This window comes from Rhizobium sp. NFR12, from assembly GCF_900108545.1.
Classification (GTDB): Bacteria; Pseudomonadota; Alphaproteobacteria; order Rhizobiales; family Rhizobiaceae; genus Neorhizobium; species Neorhizobium soli.
In genome coordinates this window covers 98,297-117,701 of the sequence record NZ_FNWM01000007.1, presented here as the reverse complement: position 1 = coordinate 117,701, position 19,405 = coordinate 98,297, and the positions used below count along the sequence as shown (strand labels likewise).

General features: G+C 61.7%; 12 protein-coding genes. 11 read left to right on the top strand and 1 reads right to left on the bottom strand.

Translation table 11 applies throughout. The features are described from left to right. Positions 1 to 90: 90 nt before the first annotated feature. Entirely contained in the window at positions 91 to 1,701 is a 1,611-nt protein-coding gene (locus BLW69_RS21645; RefSeq protein ID WP_092665221.1) for a phosphoenolpyruvate carboxykinase, read from the bottom strand. A 347-nt stretch (positions 1,702 to 2,048) separates the two neighbouring features. Between BLW69_RS21645 and BLW69_RS21640 the strand changes: the two genes are divergently transcribed. The 11 genes from BLW69_RS21640 to addA all read left to right on the top strand — a co-directional run bounded on the left by BLW69_RS21640 (position 2,049) and on the right by addA (position 19,387). Next, a complete protein-coding gene (locus BLW69_RS21640) occupies positions 2,049 to 2,774 on the top strand; it encodes a response regulator transcription factor (RefSeq protein ID WP_092665285.1) in 726 nt (241 codons plus the stop codon). A gap of 163 nt (positions 2,775 to 2,937) precedes the next feature. Continuing rightward, positions 2,938 to 4,677 carry a sensor histidine kinase gene (locus tag BLW69_RS21635; protein WP_092665282.1) on the top strand — a complete coding sequence of 580 codons (1,740 nt, stop codon included), beginning with the start codon at positions 2,938 to 2,940 and terminating at the stop codon, positions 4,675 to 4,677. After that, positions 4,674 to 5,141, top strand: coding sequence for an HPr kinase/phosphorylase (locus BLW69_RS21630; RefSeq protein WP_062462980.1), 468 nt, complete (start codon positions 4,674 to 4,676; stop codon positions 5,139 to 5,141). The genes BLW69_RS21635 and BLW69_RS21630 overlap by 4 nt, the downstream gene beginning before the upstream one ends. Positions 5,142 to 5,268: 127 nt before the next feature. Further along, positions 5,269 to 5,670 (top strand): PTS sugar transporter subunit IIA, encoded by a 402-nt coding sequence (locus BLW69_RS21625; protein ID WP_062462977.1) that lies wholly within the window; start codon positions 5,269 to 5,271, stop codon positions 5,668 to 5,670. Between the two features lie 17 nt (positions 5,671 to 5,687). Continuing rightward, the gene (locus tag BLW69_RS21620; RefSeq protein WP_062577136.1) at positions 5,688 to 5,966 is read left to right on the top strand and encodes an HPr family phosphocarrier protein; all 279 of its coding nucleotides are present in this window, start codon (positions 5,688 to 5,690) and stop codon (positions 5,964 to 5,966) included. A 160-nt stretch (positions 5,967 to 6,126) separates the two neighbouring features. Beyond that, positions 6,127 to 7,527: an adenosylhomocysteinase gene (ahcY, locus tag BLW69_RS21615; protein WP_062462971.1), complete on the top strand. Its 1,401-nt coding sequence runs from the start codon at positions 6,127 to 6,129 to the stop codon at positions 7,525 to 7,527. Between the two features lie 207 nt (positions 7,528 to 7,734). Then, positions 7,735 to 10,326 carry a PAS domain-containing sensor histidine kinase gene (locus BLW69_RS21610; RefSeq protein WP_062577133.1) on the top strand — a complete coding sequence of 864 codons (2,592 nt, stop codon included), beginning with the start codon at positions 7,735 to 7,737 and terminating at the stop codon, positions 10,324 to 10,326. Next, a complete protein-coding gene (gene tsaE / locus BLW69_RS21605) occupies positions 10,323 to 11,840 on the top strand; it encodes a tRNA (adenosine(37)-N6)-threonylcarbamoyltransferase complex ATPase subunit type 1 TsaE (RefSeq protein ID WP_092665218.1) in 1,518 nt (505 codons plus the stop codon). The genes BLW69_RS21610 and tsaE overlap by 4 nt, the downstream gene beginning before the upstream one ends. 16 nt (positions 11,841 to 11,856) lie before the next feature. Further along, on the top strand, positions 11,857 to 12,597 hold the full coding sequence (locus tag BLW69_RS21600) for a nucleotidyltransferase family protein (RefSeq protein WP_092665280.1): 741 nt from the start codon (positions 11,857 to 11,859) through the stop codon (positions 12,595 to 12,597). Positions 12,598 to 12,600: 3 nt separating this feature from the next. Further along, the gene (addB, locus tag BLW69_RS21595) at positions 12,601 to 15,804 is read left to right on the top strand and encodes a double-strand break repair protein AddB (protein WP_092665215.1); all 3,204 of its coding nucleotides are present in this window, start codon (positions 12,601 to 12,603) and stop codon (positions 15,802 to 15,804) included. Beyond that, the gene (addA, locus tag BLW69_RS21590; RefSeq protein WP_092665212.1) at positions 15,797 to 19,387 is read left to right on the top strand and encodes a double-strand break repair helicase AddA; all 3,591 of its coding nucleotides are present in this window, start codon (positions 15,797 to 15,799) and stop codon (positions 19,385 to 19,387) included. The genes addB and addA overlap by 8 nt, the downstream gene beginning before the upstream one ends. The last annotated feature ends 18 nt before the right edge of the window (positions 19,388 to 19,405 follow it).

Genomic DNA, 19,405 nt, shown 5'->3' with positions numbered 1-19,405 from the left:
AACCGGAGCAAAAGAAAACCGCCGGCTCAAGGAGAGCCGACGGCTATAATGTTCCACGTGAATCCTTAAGGTCCAGCTGGGACCAAAGGATTACTCGGCGGCGATCTTCAGGCCAGGTGCTGCGTCGCGGACCTTGCTATCGACATGGTCTTCGAACTTCTCAAAGCTCTTGATGAACATCGAGACCAGCTTGGCTGCCTGGTTGTCGTAGGCCTGGCCATCGGACCAGGTCGAACGCGGGTCGAGAATCGAGGTCTCGACGCCGTCGACGGCGACCGGAACGGCAAAGCCAAAATTGGCATCCGTGCGGAACTCGGCATCCTTGAGGCTGCCGTTCAGGGCTGCGGCCAGAAGCGCGCGGGTGGCCTTGATCGGCATACGACGACCGGTGCCGTAGGCGCCGCCCGTCCAGCCGGTGTTGACCAGCCAGCAATCGACGCCATGCTTGGCGATCAGGTCCTTCAGGAGGTTGCCGTATTCAGCCGGATGACGGGGCATGAATGGCGCGCCAAAGCAGGTCGAGAACGTCGCTTCCGGCTCCGTCACACCCTTCTCCGTACCCGCCACCTTGGCGGTGTAGCCGGACAGGAAGTGGTACATGGCCTGTTCCGGGGTCAGCCTTGCGATCGGCGGCATCACGCCGAAAGCATCTGCCGTCAGCATGATGATCGTCTTCGGATGCGGCGCGAGACCGGTTTCCGATGCGTTCGGAATGAAATGCAGCGGATAGGCACTGCGGGTGTTTTCCGTCAGCGAATTGTCGTCGAAATCGGGAATGCGGTTGTCGTCGAGAACGACGTTTTCCAGGACCGTGCCGAAACGGCGGGTTGCCGCGTAGATTTCGGGCTCGGCTTCTGCCGAAAGCTTGATCGCCTTGGCGTAGCAGCCGCCTTCGAAGTTGAAGACGCCGTTTTCGCCCCAGCCATGCTCGTCGTCACCGATCAGCGTGCGGGTCGGGTCGGCCGAAAGCGTGGTCTTGCCGGTGCCCGAGAGGCCGAAGAACACGGCGGTATCGCCTTCGCTGCCGACATTGGCGGAGCAATGCATCGGCATCACGCCCTTGGCCGGCAGGAGATAGTTCAGAACGGTAAAGACCGACTTCTTGTTTTCGCCGGCATAGGACGTGCCGCCGATCAGCACGAGGCCGTTTTCCAGATCGCAGGCGATCACGGTTTCGGAGCGGCAGCCGTGACGGGCCGGATCGGCCTTGAAGCTCGGCAGGTTGATGATCGTCAGCTTCTGTTCGAAACCTTCCAACGTATCGCGCTTGGGGCGGATGAGGAGGTTGCGGATGAACAGCGCATGCCAGGCAAGCTCTGTGACGACGCGGGTCGGAAGCGCGTTTGCTTCATCGGCGCCGCCGATCAGATCCTGGACGAACAGGGTCTTGCCGCTGGCATGGGCCAGCATGTCAGCCTTCAGCACGGCAAAGTGCTCGGGCGACATCGGCTTGTTGTTGTCCCACCAGATCTTGTCTTCGGTACCCGCGTCGCGGACGACGAATTTGTCCTTGGGCGACCGGCCGGTATGCTGTCCGGTGCGAGCCCTCAACGCGCCGTCGATCGTCAGATCGGCTTCGCCCCGGCGAATCGCTTCTTCGTAAAGCTCGACTTCGCTGAGATTGTAATTCACACGCGATGCATTGCCGAGACCGATGTCTGCGAGCCCGTTCGATGGGTTGTGAAGTCCAAACTGCTCCATACGCGCGCTCCTTTTTGTGGATTGAACCTGCGCGGAACCTAGAGCGGGTTTTTAAAAAGGGCAAGATAATTCTGAAATAGCGTAATAATATCAGTTATTTAATCGATTTAAAAAATTTTATTCTCGATTAAATCGGTTTACGAGGGTTTTCTGTTCGCCGTTTCTGGGGGTCTTTCACGACCTGCAGACTGTGTTTGGCTCATTGGGACAAAGGTCCCTACCGACCGTGCGCCTCTTGGCGTTGCCACAATTTGTTCCACCTTTATACTGAAGAAGCGCATGGCTTTCGCCAATTCTGGCTGGGGACATCCAGGAGATGCGCCTATATGACGATGGAGACGGAGAGAATGCAGACAATCGCGCTCGTAGATGACGACCGCAATATCCTGACTTCGGTGTCGATTGCACTGGAAGCCGAAGGGTATAAGGTCGAAACCTATACCGATGGCGCCTCCGCGCTCGACGGGCTGATCGCCCGCCCCCCGCACCTGGCCATCTTCGATATCAAAATGCCGCGCATGGACGGAATGGAGCTGTTGCGACGCCTGCGACAGAAATCCGATCTGCCTGTGATCTTCCTCACCTCCAAGGATGAAGAGATCGACGAGCTGTTCGGCCTCAAGATGGGCGCAGACGATTTCATCACCAAGCCGTTCTCGCAGCGATTGCTGGTCGAGCGCGTGAAGGCGATCCTGCGCCGCTCCAGCGCACGAGAAGCCCAGCAGGCAAGTGGCGGCGTCAAGCCGACCCCGGACCAGTTGGCGGCCCGCACCCTGGAACGCGGCCAGCTGGCGATGGACCAGGAACGCCACACCTGCACCTGGAAGGGCGAAGCGGTAACCCTGACGGTGACGGAATTCCTGATCCTGCATTCGCTGGCGCAGCGTCCGGGCGTCGTGAAAAGCCGTGACGCGCTGATGGATGCCGCCTATGACGAACAGGTCTATGTGGACGACCGCACCATCGACAGCCACATCAAACGCCTGCGTAAGAAGTTCAAGATGGTTGACACGGATTTCGACATGATCGAGACGCTGTACGGCGTGGGCTACCGATTCCGCGAGGCTGCGTAACGGTTGCCAGCTCCGAGACCCGGGAGCCTCTAAGAATTCGATCGTGCGGATGCGTAACTTGAAGCCGCCGCGGCACAGGGCTTAGACTGTAAGCTCTCTGGAAGGACTGCACGTGGCAGACCGATTGCATGAAACCGGAACGACCAGACCCGCGAGTGCCGGAATACGCCGCGCCTCACGGCGCTTCTGGTCGCGACCGTTCACGCTCATTCGCCGGGTGTTCGGCCACGCGGTGTTTTCCAGCCTCACCCGCCGCATTCTGTTCTTCAACATCGCGGCGACCGTCGTTCTCGTCGCCGGCATCCTCTATCTCAACCAGTTTCGCGAGGGGTTGATCGATGCCCGCGTCGAGAGCCTGCTGACCCAGGGCGAAATCATTGCCGGCGCGATCTCTGCCTCGGCCTCAGTCGATACCAATTCGATCACCATCGATCCGCAGAAGCTTCTCGAACTGCAGGCAGGCCAGAGCATCACGCCGGTGCCGAACGACGAGGACCTCGATTTCCCGATCGACCCCGAGCGGGTCGCGCCCGTGCTGCGGCGGCTGATCTCGCCGACCCGCACCCGCGCCCGACTGTTCGATGCAGACGCAAACCTGCTGCTGGACTCGCGCCACCTCTATTCGCGCGGCCAGGTGCTGCGCTTCGATCTGCCGCCGGTTGAAGATCAGTCGCAGACATGGAGCGAATGGGTTGCCGGCTTGTTCAACCGCATGCTGCAGCCCGGCAACCTGCCGACCTACAAGGAAGCGCCCGGCGGCGATGGCTCGATCTATCCGGAAGTGATGAACGCGCTCACCGGCGTTCGCGGCGCGGTGGTGCGCATTACCGATCGCGGCGAACTGATCGTTTCCGTCGCAGTCCCGGTCCAGCGGTTCCGTGCCGTGCTCGGCGTCCTGCTTCTTTCCACCCAGGCCGGCGATATCGACAAGATCGTGCATGCGGAGCGGCTGGCGATCATGCGCGTCTTCGGTGTGGCGACGCTCGTGAACATTCTCCTGTCGCTGCTTCTGTCCTCCACCATCGCCAATCCGCTGCGCCGGCTTGCGGCCGCTGCCGTTCGGGTGCGTCGCGGCGCCAAGCAGCGTGAAGAGATCCCGGACTTCTCCTACCGCCAGGACGAGATCGGCAACCTTTCGATCGCGGTGCGCGACATGACCAACGCGCTCTACGACCGCATCGACGCGATCGAAAGTTTTGCGGCCGACGTGAGCCACGAGCTGAAGAACCCGCTGACGTCGTTGCGCAGCGCCGTCGAAACGCTGCCGCTCGCCAAGTCCGAGGCCTCGAAACAGAAACTCACCGATATCATTTTCCACGACGTCCGCCGCCTCGACCGGCTGATCAGCGATATCTCCGATGCATCCCGGCTCGACGCGGAGCTTGCCCGGACCGATTCGGCACCTGTCGGCATGGATACGCTGCTGAGCAACCTCGTGGATATTTCCAGACAGATCCGCACCGGCCGCAAACCGGTTGAGATCGATCTGGTCATCGACGCGAAGGGCGGGCAGAAACCAAACTACCTCGTCAACGGCCACGATCTGCGGCTTGGCCAGATCATCACCAACCTTATCGAAAATGCCCGCTCCTTCGTGCCGGAAAAAGGCGGTCGCATTGCCATCCGCCTCGCCCGGGTCAAGGACAAGGTGGTCGTCACCGTGGATGACAACGGTCCGGGCATTCAGGCCGAGAACATCGATCGCATCTTCGAGCGGTTCTACACCGATCGCCCCGATGGCGAGAGCTTCGGCCAGAATTCGGGCCTGGGACTGTCGATCAGCCGTCAGATCGCCGTGGCGCATGGCGGCTCCCTGCAGGCGGAAAACCTTGTCGATCCGCAGACGGAGACGCTTAAGGGCGCGCGCTTCACGCTGTCGCTTCCTTCGGGCGAAGAGCCATGAGCGATACGCAACGGGTCAATATCCATGCCACGGCGATCGTCGTCGGGACCCGCGGCATCCTCTTCACCGGTCCTTCCGGCAGCGGCAAATCCATGCTGGCGTTTGCCTGTCTAAGTGCCGCCAGACGCCAGGGCGTCTTTTCGGCGCTGGTGGCCGACGATCAGGTGTTCGTCTCGCGCGAGAATGATCGCCTCGTCGCACACCGGCCGCAGACGATCGCCGGCCTCATCGAATTGCGCGGCAGTGGCATTATCGAAGTAGACTCCGCCCCGTCAGCTGCCCTCGATCTTGCCGTGCGCGTCCTGTCGTCTCCGAACGACGAACGGTATCCGCCGGACAACGAACGCTTTGCGCTTTTGGGTCTCGGAGACATTCCACTGGTGAGATTATGGTCGCTCTTTCCGGAGCCACTTTCCGCGCTTTCCGGCCTTTTCCCGGCATTTCGAGGGGAGCGACCCTTCTGACCCGATCCGGCTCGCGATTTTTTAACTTGAACTTGATGCGGACATGGCGAAGATGGCTCCCCACCGCTGGACGCCTGTATTGCGTTGCGATATTGGCCGCAAGTTTCCATAGCAGGGGGCAGTTTTCATGATCGGAATTGTGCTTGTCACTCATGGCAAGCTGGCTGAGGAATTTCGACAGGCCGTCGAGCACGTCGTCGGACCTCAGAAATTCATCGAAACCATTTGCATCGGCCCCGAAGACGATATGGACCAGCGGAGGCAGGATATCGTCGATGCGGTCGCCAAGGCCGATGACGGATACGGCGTCATCATCCTCACCGACATGTTCGGCGGTACGCCGTCGAACCTTTCGATCTCAGTGATGGAAAGCGGCAAGACGGAGGTCATCGCCGGCATGAACCTGCCGATGCTGATCAAGCTTGCCGGCGTCCGAAGCGACAACAACATGGAGCGCTCGCTGGTCGAGTCCTCCGAGGCCGGCCGCAAATATATCAACGTCGCAAGCCGCGTGCTCAGCGGAAAATAAGAAAGCACTGCAAACGTATGTCTCCCCTTGCCCCACGGCATTTCACAATCGTCAACAAGCGTGGTCTCCACGCGCGAGCATCGGCCAAGTTCGTGCAGATGGTGGAAAGTTTCGAAGCCGATGTGAGGGTTTCAAGGGATGGATCGACAGTCGGCGGCAATTCCATCATGGGCCTGATGATGCTAGCCGCCAGCACCGGCTGTTCGATCGAGGTTTCCGCAAGCGGCCCGCAGGCTGTTGAAGCGCTCGACGCTCTGGAGGCGCTGGTTGCCAACAAGTTCGGCGAAGAAGCTTGATAACCATAGCAACCGAACGGACATAAACATATAAAGACGTCTTTATGTGTTGGTTGCAAGTCAGCCCCAAGCCTGTTACACCGCTGGCGAGATTTTTCGTCGACGCCCGGATGAACGGAAATCCGTTCCCCTGCCTTCGACACACCACGCGGAGAGCTTTATGAGCACTGACAAGGATTACATCGTCGCGGATATCGAACTTGCTGCCTACGGTCGCAAGGAGCTCGACATCGCCGAAACCGAAATGCCGGGCCTGATGTCGTGCCGCGAGGAATTCGGTGCATCGCAGCCGCTCAAGGGCGCCCGCATCTCCGGTTCGCTGCACATGACGATCCAGACGGCGGTTCTGATCGAGACGCTGAAGGAACTCGGCGCCGACATTCGCTGGGCCTCCTGCAACATCTTCTCGACCCAGGATCATGCCGCTGCTGCAATTGCAGCGTCCGGCATCCCGGTATTTGCCGTGAAGGGTGAATCGCTCACCGAGTACTGGGAATACACCGACAAGATCTTTCAGTGGACCGATGGCGGCTTCTCCAACATGATCCTCGATGATGGTGGCGACGCCACCATGTACATCCTGCTCGGCGCCCGCGCCGAAGCCGGTGAGGACGTTCTTTCCGTGCCCACATCGGAAGAAGAAGAGATCCTGTTCGCGCAGATCAAGAAGCGTCTTGCCGCTTCGCCAGGCTGGTTCACCAAGCAGCGCGATGCGATCAAGGGTGTGACCGAAGAGACCACCACAGGCGTTCACCGCCTTTATGATCTTTCCAAGAAGGGCCTCCTGCCCTTCCCGGCCATCAACGTCAACGACTCCGTCACCAAGTCGAAGTTCGACAACAAATACGGCTGCAAGGAATCGCTGGTCGATGGCATTCGCCGCGGCACCGACGTGATGATGGCCGGCAAGGTCGCCGTCGTCTGCGGTTACGGCGATGTCGGCAAGGGTTCGGCTGCTTCGCTTCAGGGCGCCGGTGCTCGCGTCAAGGTCACGGAAGTCGATCCGATCTGCGCCCTGCAGGCTGCCATGGACGGGTTTGAAGTCGTCGTGCTCGAAGACGTCGTCGCCTCGGCCGATATCTTCATCACCACGACCGGCAACAAGGACGTCATCCGCATCGAGCATATGCGCGAGATGAAGGATATGGCGATCGTCGGCAATATCGGCCATTTCGATAACGAGATCCAGGTTGCGGCGCTCAAGAACCTGAAGTGGACCAACGTGAAGCCACAGGTCGACATGATCGAGTTCCCGAAGGGCAATCGGATGATCCTTCTGTCGGAGGGTCGCCTGCTCAACCTCGGAAATGCTACCGGCCATCCGTCCTTCGTCATGTCCGCCTCGTTCACCAACCAGACGCTGGCCCAGATCGAGTTGTTCACGAAGCAGGGCGAGTACAAGAACGAGGTCTATATCCTGCCCAAGCACCTCGACGAAAAAGTTGCCCGTCTTCACCTCGGAAGGCTCGGCGTGACGCTGACCAAACTTTCTGACGAACAGGCTGCTTATATCGGCGTCTCGTCGCAGGGTCCGTTCAAGGCTGAACACTACCGCTACTGATCCGTAGCCGAACAATCCACAACATCTTGTGGCCGCAGCCTTGACAAAGGCTGCGGCTTCTTTTTTGGCCCCGCGCCTTCCCGCTCTCTGCCGCGGCAGGTATTGTTACAGCTCTTGATTCGTACTCGTTCGAGCCTCCGGCTTCGGGCAAGGTGCGATGTGGTATGTCTTGTCGATAAGCGGCAATTGGACGGAGACAGACCGGTCATGTCGGTAAGAAAAACGAGCCTGCGAAAGCAGGCCGATCTCATTTGTGGCGTGGCGATGAGCTGCGGCCTGGACGCTTGTAAAGAGGCGGCAAATGGGCGGTGGAAGAAAGACCTTGCCCGGCTTGCGCCGGTGAGCTTGGCACGTCCGGCTGCAGCGTTCCTGGCGGGGACGGTGCTCTCAGGCGTGGCTGGGATGGCGCATGCACAGGAGGCCGGCACGGTCGGCCCGCACATGTTCTCGTCGACCCAGGTGATCTGGTCGTCGCTGGTGCTTGGCGCGCTGGGGGCTGCCCTGCTGTCGGCCGTCTGGCTGGTTCGCCAGCGCGGCAACATGGAAGCCGAAACCCAGGATATGCGCAGCGCGCTGTCGGATGCGCAGCAGCGGATTTCCAAGTACGAAGCGCTGATCGCCGACAAGAACCGCCGCATCGTGGTGTGGGAAAGCGGCTACTCCAAACCTGAGTTCCTGGGCCAGCTGCCGGCTGAAACCGGCGCGCCGCAGCAGGATCGCGATTTTCTCGCCTTCGGCCGCTGGCTGCGCTCTTCCTCGGCAATCGAGCTTGAAAAGGCGATCGACGCTCTGCGCGGCGAAGCCCGCAGCTTCGATCTGGTTCTTGAAACCAACCGCGACGAAATCCTTGAGGTGCAGGGCCGCGTTTCGGGCGGAAAGGCGTTTGTCCGCTTTATCGCGCTCAACAACCTGCGCGCCGAGCTTGCCGAACTGAAGATCGAACGCGAACGGCTGACCCACTCCATCTCGCTTTTCCACTCGCTGCTCGACACGATCGAACAGCCGGTCTGGCAGCGCGACGCACAGGGCAGGCTTGCCTGGGTCAACCACGCCTATAGCGATGCCGTCGAAGCCAAGGTTCCGACGCAGGCCGTTGACGAAAGCCGCGAATTCCTGGGCACGATCGCGCGTGAGAAGATCCGCGCCGTCGCAACAGCCAACTCGCCTTTCCACGACCGCATCTCCACTGTCGTGCGGGGCAATCGTACCGTGTTCGACGTTGTCGATGTCGTGGCAACGAACGGTTCCGTCGGCATTGCGATCGATGTGTCGGAAGCCGAATCGGTGCGCGAAGAGCTGAAGCGGACGCTCAACAGCCACGCCGAAACGCTGGACCATCTCGCGACACCCGTCGCGATCTTCGACGGCGAACGGCGGCTGCAATTCTACAACCAGGCCTTCGTCCAGCTGTGGGGCCTTTCCCTGCCCTTCCTCGAATCGCGGCCGGATAATTCCGAACTGCTCGACAAGCTGCGCGCTAACGGCAAGCTGCCGGAAGAGCTCAGCTGGCGCAACTGGAAGGAATCGGCGCTGTCGATCTACCAGGCGCTCGATACCAAGACCGATACCTGGCATCTGCCGAACGGCCAGACGCTGCGCGTCATCGCCACCGCGCACCCTCGCGGCGGCGCCACCTGGGTGTTCGAAAACCTCACCGAACAGGTCGATCTCGAAACCCGTTACAACACGCTGGTTAAGGTTCAGGGCGAAACGATCGACCACCTTGCAGAAGGCGTGGCAGTGTTCGGCCCGGACGGCCGAATCACACTGTCCAACCCCGCTTTCCGTGCGCTCTGGGGCGTGACCGCCGACGAGACCAAGCCGGGCACCCATATCAAGGCGATCGAGAAAGCCTGCGCGCCATCCTATGACGAGCCGGACGGCTGGCGTCATTTCGGGCAGATGCTGACCAATTTCGATGACGAACGGGCCTCGATTCAGGGAACGTTCGAGCTCTATTCCGGCCTGATCCTTGATTATGCCGCGACGCCTTTGCCGAATGCCCAGACGATGTTCACCTTCGTCGACATGACGGCCAGCGCGCGCGCCGAGCGGGCACTCAAGGAAAAGAACGAGGCGCTGCAGAAGGCAGACGAGCTGAAGAACGATTTCGTCCAGCATGTTTCCTACGAGCTGCGCTCGCCGCTGACCAACATCATTGGCTTCACGGATCTCCTGAAGACGCCCGGCATGGGCGAATTGAACGAGCGACAGGCCGAATATATCGACCACATCTCCACGTCCTCGTCGGTGCTTCTCACCATCGTCAACGATATCCTTGATCTTGCGACCGTCGATGCCGGCATCATGCAGCTGAACTATTCGCAGCTGGCCGTGGACGAGCTTTTGGACGACGTGGCGATGCAGATCGCCGACCGGCTCCACGAAAATACGGTGACGCTGGAAATCATTGCGCCGACGGCACTCGGAACCGTGTTTGCCGACGAGCAGCGGCTGAAGCAGATCCTGATCAAGCTTCTGATGAACGCCACCAATTTTGCGCCCGAGGGGTCCGCGATCTCGCTGAATTGCTGGCGCGACGAGGGCAACGTGTTCTTCTCGGTAACTGACAGAGGCCCCGGCATTCCTCCTGACATGCTGAAAACGGTGTTCGACCGGTTCAAGGCAAACGCCAAGGGCGGCAAGCGCAGCGGTGCTGGCCTTGGTCTTTCGATCGTCGAAAGCTTCGTCACCCTCCACAACGGCGACGTCTCGATCGACAGCCGGGCCGGACAGGGAACGGTTGTCACCTGCCGCATTCCGGTTGGATCGCGGGCCCGTTCGGTCGCTGCCGAATGATCGCTGCGCCTGGCGACAGCATTGTCGTGACACTGGCCGACGAGGCAGAGACAATTCTCTTCGGCGAGGATCTGGTGCTGGCGCTGAAGGCCGGCGACTGCCTGGCCCTTTCCGGCGATCTCGGCGCCGGAAAATCGACTCTGGCCCGGGCCTTCCTTCGGGCTATGGCAGACCAGGACGATCTGGAAGTACCGAGCCCCACCTTCACGCTGGCCCAGATATACGACCTGCGCGTTCCCGTGGTGCATTTCGATCTCTACCGGCTGGCCGATCCATCCGAGCTCGACGAGCTTGGTTTCGACGAAGCGCTTTCCTCCGGCATCTGCCTTGTCGAATGGCCGGAAATGGGCGGCGATCTCCTGCCCGCAGATCGCATCACGCTCACGCTCGAGCATGAGACCATTGGCCGGCGGGCGACGATCACGGCACCGGAAGCAGCCTTGGCCCGCATTCGCCGGGTGATCGCCATCCGCGAGTTTCTTCGCGCAAACGGCCACGCCAATGGCCGACGCCGGTTCCTGACCGGCGATGCCTCGATGCGGGCCTATGAAACGGTTCTGAGCGAATCAGGCGAAACGGTGATCCTGATGGACTGGCCGAAGCGGCCCGAGGGTCCGCCGGTTCTCGACGGCAAGCCCTATCCGAAAGTGGCGCATATCGCCGAGGATGCCTATCCGTTCGTGGCGATCTCCGATTACCTGCGCGGCATCGGCCTTTGCGCCCCTGAGGTGCTTGCCGTGGATTACGACCAAGGCATTCTTCTCATCGAGAACCTCGGCCAGGATGGTGTGCTCGACGAAGACGGGCAGCCGATCGGCGAACGCTACCGCGAAAGCGTCGTGGCGCTGGCCTATTTGCACGGCCATGAGATCCGGCAGGACCTTCCCGTCGACGGCTCCCACACGCATCACATCCCGGATTTCGATCCGGTCGCGATGAAGATGGAAGCACGGCTTCTTCTTGACTGGTATCTGCCGTGGAAGCGCGGCGGGCAACCTGGAGCGGACGAGCGAGAGGAGTATCTCTCGATCTGGGACGGGCTGATCGCAGAGCTCGGAAGCGCGGAGAAAAACCTGCTGCTGCGCGATTTTCATTCCCCGAACATCATCTGGCGTAGCCAAGCCTCCGGCGTGCACCAGGTGGGCCTGATCGATTTTCAGGATGCGATGATCGGCCCGACGGCTTACGACCTCGCGTCGCTGGTCCAGGACGCCCGCGTCGATATTCCCAAGGTTCTGGCCGATCAGATGATGATCGACTACCTGACGCTGCGCCGCGCACTGGGCGGATTTGACGAAGCGGGTTTCCTGAAATCCTGGGCGATCATGGCGGCACAGCGCAACTGCAAGCTTGCCGGTCTCTGGGTTCGGCTGCGGGAACGCGACGGCAAGCCGCACTATATGAAGCATATGCCGCGAACATTGCGCCATCTTTCGACGGCACTCGCGCATGAAGCACTCGCGCCCTTGCGCGATTGGTGCCACAGGGCTGGTATAGAGCTTCCCGAATCATAAATACGGTTGCATGGACATGACCAACGCCCCGATCACGCAGGCTATGGTGCTGGCGGCAGGGCTCGGTACCCGGCTTCGCCCGATCACCGATACGATGCCGAAGCCGCTGGTGCCCGTCGCCGGAAAGCCGATGATCGACTACGGGCTCGATGCCCTGGCCGACGTCGGCGTGACCCATGCGGTCGTCAACGTCCATCACTTCGCCGACCGGATGGAAGCGCATCTCGCCGCCTATCCGCGCCTTGAGATCACCGTGTCCGACGAGCGGGCGCAGCTGATGAACTCGGGTGGCGGCTTGAAGCAGGGTCTGTCCCTGCTTCAACCCGGCTTCGTCTTCGTGATGAATGCCGACCTGTTCTGGATCGGCGAAAAGCTGGGCGAGCCCGGCAATCTCAAGCGCCTGGCCGGGTTTTTCGATCCGCAACGCATGGATATGGCGCTGCTCTGCGTGCCGCTGGAGCGCACCACGGGACACAACGGCAAGAAGGATTTCCAGCTGTCGTCCGACGGACGGCTCTCGCGTTACGTCGAGGGCAACGACAACCCGGTCGTCTATGCGGGTGCGATCGTCATGCACACGTCGCTTCTCGACGACGCACCTGACGATGCCTTCAACCTCAACATCTATTTCGACCGTGCGATCCAGAACGATCGGCTGTTCGGCCTTGTGATGGATGGCGAGTGGATCACTGTCGGCACGCCGGAAGCGCTGCCGGAAGCCGAAGCCGTGATCGCCCGCCACAAAGCGGGGGCCTGATCGATGTCGGATGTACGGCCGAACCGCCTCTTCTCCATCCCGTCAGGTGCGCCTTTCCTGAAGACGCTAGCCGCAGCACTCTGCGACGGTCGGCTGAACGAGACGTTTCGCTATAACCCGGACAATCCGCTCTCGCTGGCCGATGTCACCATTTTCGTGCCGACCCGACGTTCGGCCCGCGTGCTGCGCTCGGAATTCGTCGATCTTCTCGGCGGTCGCGCCGCGATCCTGCCGGTCATCCGGCCGCTTGGCGAAACCGACGACGATCAGGGGTTTTTCGATCTCGTGGCGCCCGAGGAAATGGATCTGGCCCTGCCGATCGGCGGCACGGCGCGACTGCTCGAACTCGGCCGGCTGATCCTAGCCTGGCGCAACCAGTTGCCGAAGATCGTGCTGGATGTGCATTCGGAATCGCCGCTTGTCGCGCCCGCAAGTCCTGCGGATGCGATCTGGCTTGCCCGTGCGCTGGCGGAACTGATTGATGCGATCGAAACCGAGGAACGCGACTGGAAGGATCTCGACAATCTCCAGACCGGCGAACATGCGCTGTGGTGGCAGCTGACCGCCGAATTCCTGAAGATCGCCAGCGGCTTCTGGCCGACGCGGCTTGAAGAGCTGAAACGCTCTTCGCCGGCAAAGCATCGCGCTTCGATCCTGCGCGGCGAAGCGCGACGGATTACCGAGCGGGAGCACAAAGGCCCCGTTATCGTTGCCGGCTCCACCGGGTCGGTGCCGGCAGCGGCCGAGCTGATCGCAGCGATCTCCAGGCTTGCCGAAGGTACTGTCGTCCTGCCGGGCCTCGACATGACGATGCCGCAGGACCAGTGGGACATGGTCGGCGAGGAAACCTTCGACGGCAAGCCCGACCCTTCGAGCCGCAGCCATCCGCAATTCGGTTTGTCCCGCCTGTTGAAGAAGATCGGTGCCACGCGCGAGGATGTCACTGTCATCGGCGAGACGCAGGCCGATCTTGCCTTTCGCGCAGAGGCGATCTCGCAGGCGCTGGTGCCTGCAAAGGCGACGGATCGCTGGAGTACGTGGCGCCAGGACGCCGATGCTGAAAGACTGCGCGGCGCCTTTGCCGATGTGGCACTGATCGAAGCTGCAAACGAGCGCGAGGAAGCGGTGGCGATTGCCATCGCCTTGCGGCTGGCGCTGGAAAAACCCGGACGAAACGGTGGCGAGGCCCAGGCAGCGCTGATCACGCCCGACCGCGCGCTTGGCCGCCGCGTCACCGCAGAGCTTGCCCGTTTCGGCATCCTCGCCGACGATTCGGCAGGTTCCGCCCTTTCCGGCACGCCGCAGGGCACGCTGACCCAGCTTCTGCTCGAAGCGACGCTTCGCCCGGGCGACCCTGTGGCAATCGTCGGCCTGCTCAAACATCCGCTGATCCGGCTCGGCCTTCCTCCGGCGGAGTTGCGCGCCGCGATCGATGCGCTGGAAGTGCTGGCACTCCGCGGTGGCGTCGGCGACATGGATATTTCAGCACTCGAGCCGCTTCTCGATGCGCAGCTAACCCTGATCCTTGAAGACCGGCACATGCCGCATTGGCGCAGCTCGTTGCCCGAAGGCGCGGTCGGTCAGGCAAAGGATATCGCAAAGCGGATATCGGCGGCGGTCGAACCGCTGGTCAGCGCCTTTATCCGCCGCCGTCCGGACGGACGCGGGTTGACGGCAAGACTGACGCTGTCCGATTGGGCGACCCGCACGGGGCGCGCGCTCGAAGCGCTGTGCATCGACGAGCGCGGTGATCTCTCGGCGCTCTGGTCGGGTGAGCCGGGCGAACGTCTCTCGGGTCTGCTCGGCGAAGTGATCGAGACCGATGGGCAGATCGAGGCTGACGGGCCGCAGTGGATCGACATCGTCATGGCGCTGACGACAGGCGAAGCGGTCAAGCCACGATCGCTTGCGCATCCTCGGGTGTTTATCTTCGGAACGCTGGAAGCGCGGCTGCAAAGCGTTGATACGATGATCCTCGGCGGTCTCAACGAAGGCTCCTGGCCGGGACAGACAGTCAACAACCCGTTCCTGTCGCGTTCGATGAAGACCGACATGGGTCTGGAACCGCCCGAACGGCGGATCGGCCAGCTGGCGCACGATTTCGAAATGGCCTGCGGCACCCGCAACCTGATCTTTTCCCGCTCCACACGGCAGGGATCGACGCCGACGGTTGCTTCCCGCTGGCTGCAGAGACTGCTGGCACTGGGCGGCAAAAGTTTTGCCGACGAATTGAAGGCGCGCGGCAAGGATATCCTGCATTGGGCATCACTGATCGATCGTGGCGACAACCAGCAGCAGGCCAGGCGCCCTGCCCCCAAACCGCCGGCGGCGCTGCAGCCGGTCAAATATTCGTTCAGCGAAGTCGGACGGCTGCGTCGCGACCCCTATTCGATCTATGCACGGCGTATCCTCAAACTCGATCCGCTGGCGCCGTTCAACGAAGATCCGGGTGCGGCACAGCGCGGCACGCTCTACCACGCCATCATCGATCACTATACGCGCGAAGGACACAAGCCCGGCACACCGGTTTCACGTGAAGCAATGCAGCGCATCACGCGGGAGCTGTTCGACGCCGAACAGCTCCCGCCGCATATCGACCGGGTCTGGCGGCCGCGCTTCGTCGAGGTCGCGCGGGCGTTTCTCGACTGGGAAGAGCGTCGCGCACCGGAAGTCCGCAGCAGCGTTACGGAAGCCGGTGCCGGTTTCGACGTCGAGAGCGCCGGCATCCGGGTCACGGGCATTGCCGACCGGATCGACATCAAGCGGTCCGGCGAGGCCGATATCATCGACTACAAGACCGGCCTCAATCCTTCCATACTGCAGGCCAGGTCGTTACTCGATCCGCAACTTGCCTTGGAGGCAGCGGCGCTGCAGGCAGGCGCCTTCAAGACGATGGGCATCCAGCGGCCCGGCGATCTTCTTTATGTCCGGCTTCGACCCGGCGACCGGTTCAAGGAAGACCGGATCAACAATGAGGGCGCAACCGCGAATGCCAAACGCCAGCCGAAATCGGCGATCGATCTGGCGCAGGAATCGATCGACCAGCTGACCAAGTTCGTCGTCAAGCTGCGTCAGGGCGATGCGGGGTTCGCCTCGCGGCTGGTCCCGTTTGCTCAGGGTGATTTCGGAGGTGAATACGATCACCTCGCCCGCGTTGCCGAGTGGTCGGCCGCGGATGACGACGGAGAGGCAGACGCCGATGAGTGATCTTTTCACGCAACTGCCTGAGAACCCGGCTTCGGATCTGCCAGATGGAGACGACCCGATCCACTGGATCGACTGGACCACGGTTCAGCAATCGCGCGCCTCTGACCCGGCCAGTTCCGCCTGGGTGTCGGCCAATGCCGGCTCCGGCAAGACACATGTTCTGACCCAGCGGGTGATCCGGCTTCTGCTTGCCGGATGCCGCCCCTCCGCCATCCTCTGCCTCACCTATACCAAGGCCGCGGCGTCCGAAATGTCAAACCGTGTGTTTCAGCGGCTGTCGGAATGGACGGTTCTTTCCGACGAGGAGTTGCGCACGCGGATTTCGGCTATCGAGGGTCATGAGCCGGATTCGCTGAAAATTGCCGAGGCGCGGCGGCTGTTTGCGAAGGCGCTGGAAACGCCGGGTGGACTGAAGATCCAGACGATCCACGCCTTCTGCGAAGCCCTGCTGCACCAGTTTCCGCTGGAGGCCAATGTGGCCGGCCATTTCTCCGTGCTCGACGACCGTGCCGCCACTGCTCTCCTCTCAGAGGCGCGGCGTTCGCTGCTGACGGCGACATCTGCTGAAGACGATCCGGATCTGGCGGAAGCCTTTGCCCATGTGCTCGATCTCGGCGACGAGTTCGGGCTGGAGGCGCTGCTGTCCGATATCGTTGCCAGACGCACGGCGATCCGCAAGTTTACCGCGCAGGCGGAGAATAACGGTGGCATCGGCCCGGAACTGAAACGGGTTCTCGGGCTCGACCCAGCCGCTAGCGAAGACAGCATTGCCGCCACCTATTGGCCGCTGCCGCAGCTTTCCGGCATCACGCTCGATCTCTATCTGTCGCTTGCCGACCAGAAAGGCGGCTCGACCGTGCATGAGGTGGCTTATGGTTTGCGCCTGGTCGCCAAGGAGCCGGACGTCTTCAAGCGCGCCGCCTATCTCGATTCCATCTTTCTGACGGCCAAGGGAACGGTGAAGGCGGATCGCAGCCTGATCGCCAGCGCGATGACCAAGATCGCACCGGAGCTTTCCGGCGCGATCGATGCGGCGCGGGAGCATGTTCTGAGCTGCCGCAACCGGTTGCGGCTGTTTCGCCTGTTTGCCGCCACCAAGGCGGCGCTGACGCTCGCCGCACGTCTCACCGACGACTACGAGGATCTGAAAAGGGGCCGCAGCCTGCTCGATTTCGAGGATCTGATCGCTCGCACCGCCGATCTTCTAACTCGCGACGGTGTCGGCGCCTGGGTGCATTACAAGCTCGACCAGGGCATCGATCACATTCTGGTCGACGAGGCGCAGGATACCAGCCCGATCCAGTGGACCGTGATCAAGTCGCTGGCGGAAGATTTTTATTCCGGCAACAGCGCGCGCGATACGCGCCGGACGATGTTTGCGGTCGGTGACGAGAAACAGTCGATCTATTCGTTCCAGGGCGCGCGACCCGAGCGGTTCGCCGAAGAACGCAGCGCGACGCAGCGGCAGGTGGCGGCCAGCGGCCAGCCCTTCCACGCCATCCGTCTGCCGCTCTCCTTCCGGTCGACAGCCGACATTCTTTCTGCCGTCGATCAGGTGTTTTCGATCGAAGAGAACGCCAAGGGCCTGTCTGCGATCGGTGATCCGGTGCAGCACCGTTCTAACCGCATGGGCCATCCCGGCCTAGTCGATCTGTGGGACGTGGTGGCGCCCGAGGTGTCCGAACAGGAAGATGACTGGACCGCGCCGTTCGATTCGACCCCGGACAAGGCACCGGCTGCCATTCTCGCCTCCCGCATCGCTGCCCGGATCGGCGAGATGATCGGCCGCGAGACGGTCATCGAAAAGGGCGTGGAACGGCCGATCGAGCCTGGCGACATTCTCGTTCTCGTGAGAAAGCGCGACGCCTTCGTTAACGCACTGACGCGGGCCCTGAAACGCCGCGACAACATTCCCGTCGCCGGTGCCGACCGGCTGAAGCTGACGAGCCATATCGCGGTGCAGGATCTGCTGGCGCTCGGCCGCTTCCTGCTCCTGCCGCAGGACGACCTGTCGCTCGCGGCGCTGTTGAAAAGCCCGCTATTCGATCTGTCCGAAGAGGATGTCTTCGAGGTTGCGGCGCTCAGATCCGAAGACGACAGCGCCTGGGCGCAGCTCAAGCGTCTTGCCGAGGAACAGCCGCTGCGGTTTCGCGATGCAGCCGAGCGGTTGCAGCATCTGCTGACGCTGTCGCGTTTGCTGAGCCCGCATGATCTCTATGCCCGCATTCTGGGACAATATGGCGGACGGCGGAAGTTTCTCGGACGGCTCGGCACCGAGGCTGGCGATATTCTCGACGAATTCCTGACCTTCGCACTCGATCACGAGACATCCGGCCTGCCCGGCCTGCAGGCTTTCGTATCCACGCTGGAGCTGGAAAGCCCCGAGGTGAAGCGCGAACAGGATGGCGGCCGCAACGAGGTGCGGATCATGACCGTGCATGCCTCCAAGGGGTTGGAAGCGCCGGTCGTGTTTCTGGTCGACAGCAATTCGAAATCCTTCATTCCGTCGCATGTGCCGAAATTCCGGTTGCTGAAGACCGTCCATGGCGATGTTCCGGCCTGGCTTGCAGGCAAGACGCTGTCCAACCCGCTGACGGCAGCGGACGACGAACGGCTGAAGACCTCTGCCGAAGAAGAGTATCGTCGTCTCCTCTATGTGGGCATGACCCGCGCTGCCGATCATTTGGTGATTTGCGGCTATCGCGGCAGCCGCGACAACCCTGATAGCTGGCAGGCGATGATCGCACGTGCCTTGTCGGCGAGCGGTCAGCATTGCAGCCCGGCCACATTCTCCGGCCCCGAGGGCGAGTGGAACGGCCTGTCCTGGCGTCTGCCCGCGGCACCGGGCAAGGCTGCTGCGAAAGCGGACCATACAGGTGCTGGCGGCTCGGAAAGGGAGGCTTCCGCCCCTACCCTGCCCACCGCCCTTTCACGGCCGTTGCCGCCCCGCAAGATTCTGCCGCGGCCACTCAGCCCGTCCGGAGCCGGCACGATGATCGATGACGATGCGGATGATCTGATCGTTACATCGCCGCTGTTCGGCGACAAGGCGACCGGCAGCCTGGCGCTGCAAAAGGGCAAGCTCGTGCATCGGATGCTGCAGATGCTGACCGACTTTCCGGACGGTGAACGCGAGGGTGCAGCCCGGCGTTATGCCGACCGCGCTGCCCGCTTCTGGCCGCCTAGCGAACGCCAGAGCCTGGTTGCAAGTGTCATGTCCGTTCTGTCCCTTCCCGAGCTCGCGCCCGTATTCTCAGCACACAGTCAGTCGGAAGTGTCGATCATGGGGACGCTGACGCTGGAGGACGAGGACTACGCGATTTCCGGTCGGATCGACCGGCTGGTCGAGATGGAGGACCGCGTCGTCATCCTGGATTACAAGACGAACCGCTTTCCGCCCGCGACTGCCGACGACGTGCCATTGACCCATCGCGCGCAGCTTTCCATCTACCGCGAAATCCTCACGCCGCTTTATCCGGGCAAAGCAATAGACTGCGTGCTCGTCTATACGGAGACGGCAAAGGTAATCCCGCTGGGTGTGGAGCTGATGTCCCGTTCGCTTGCAGAACTTAAGACAAAGTGACATGACGGACATTGAAAA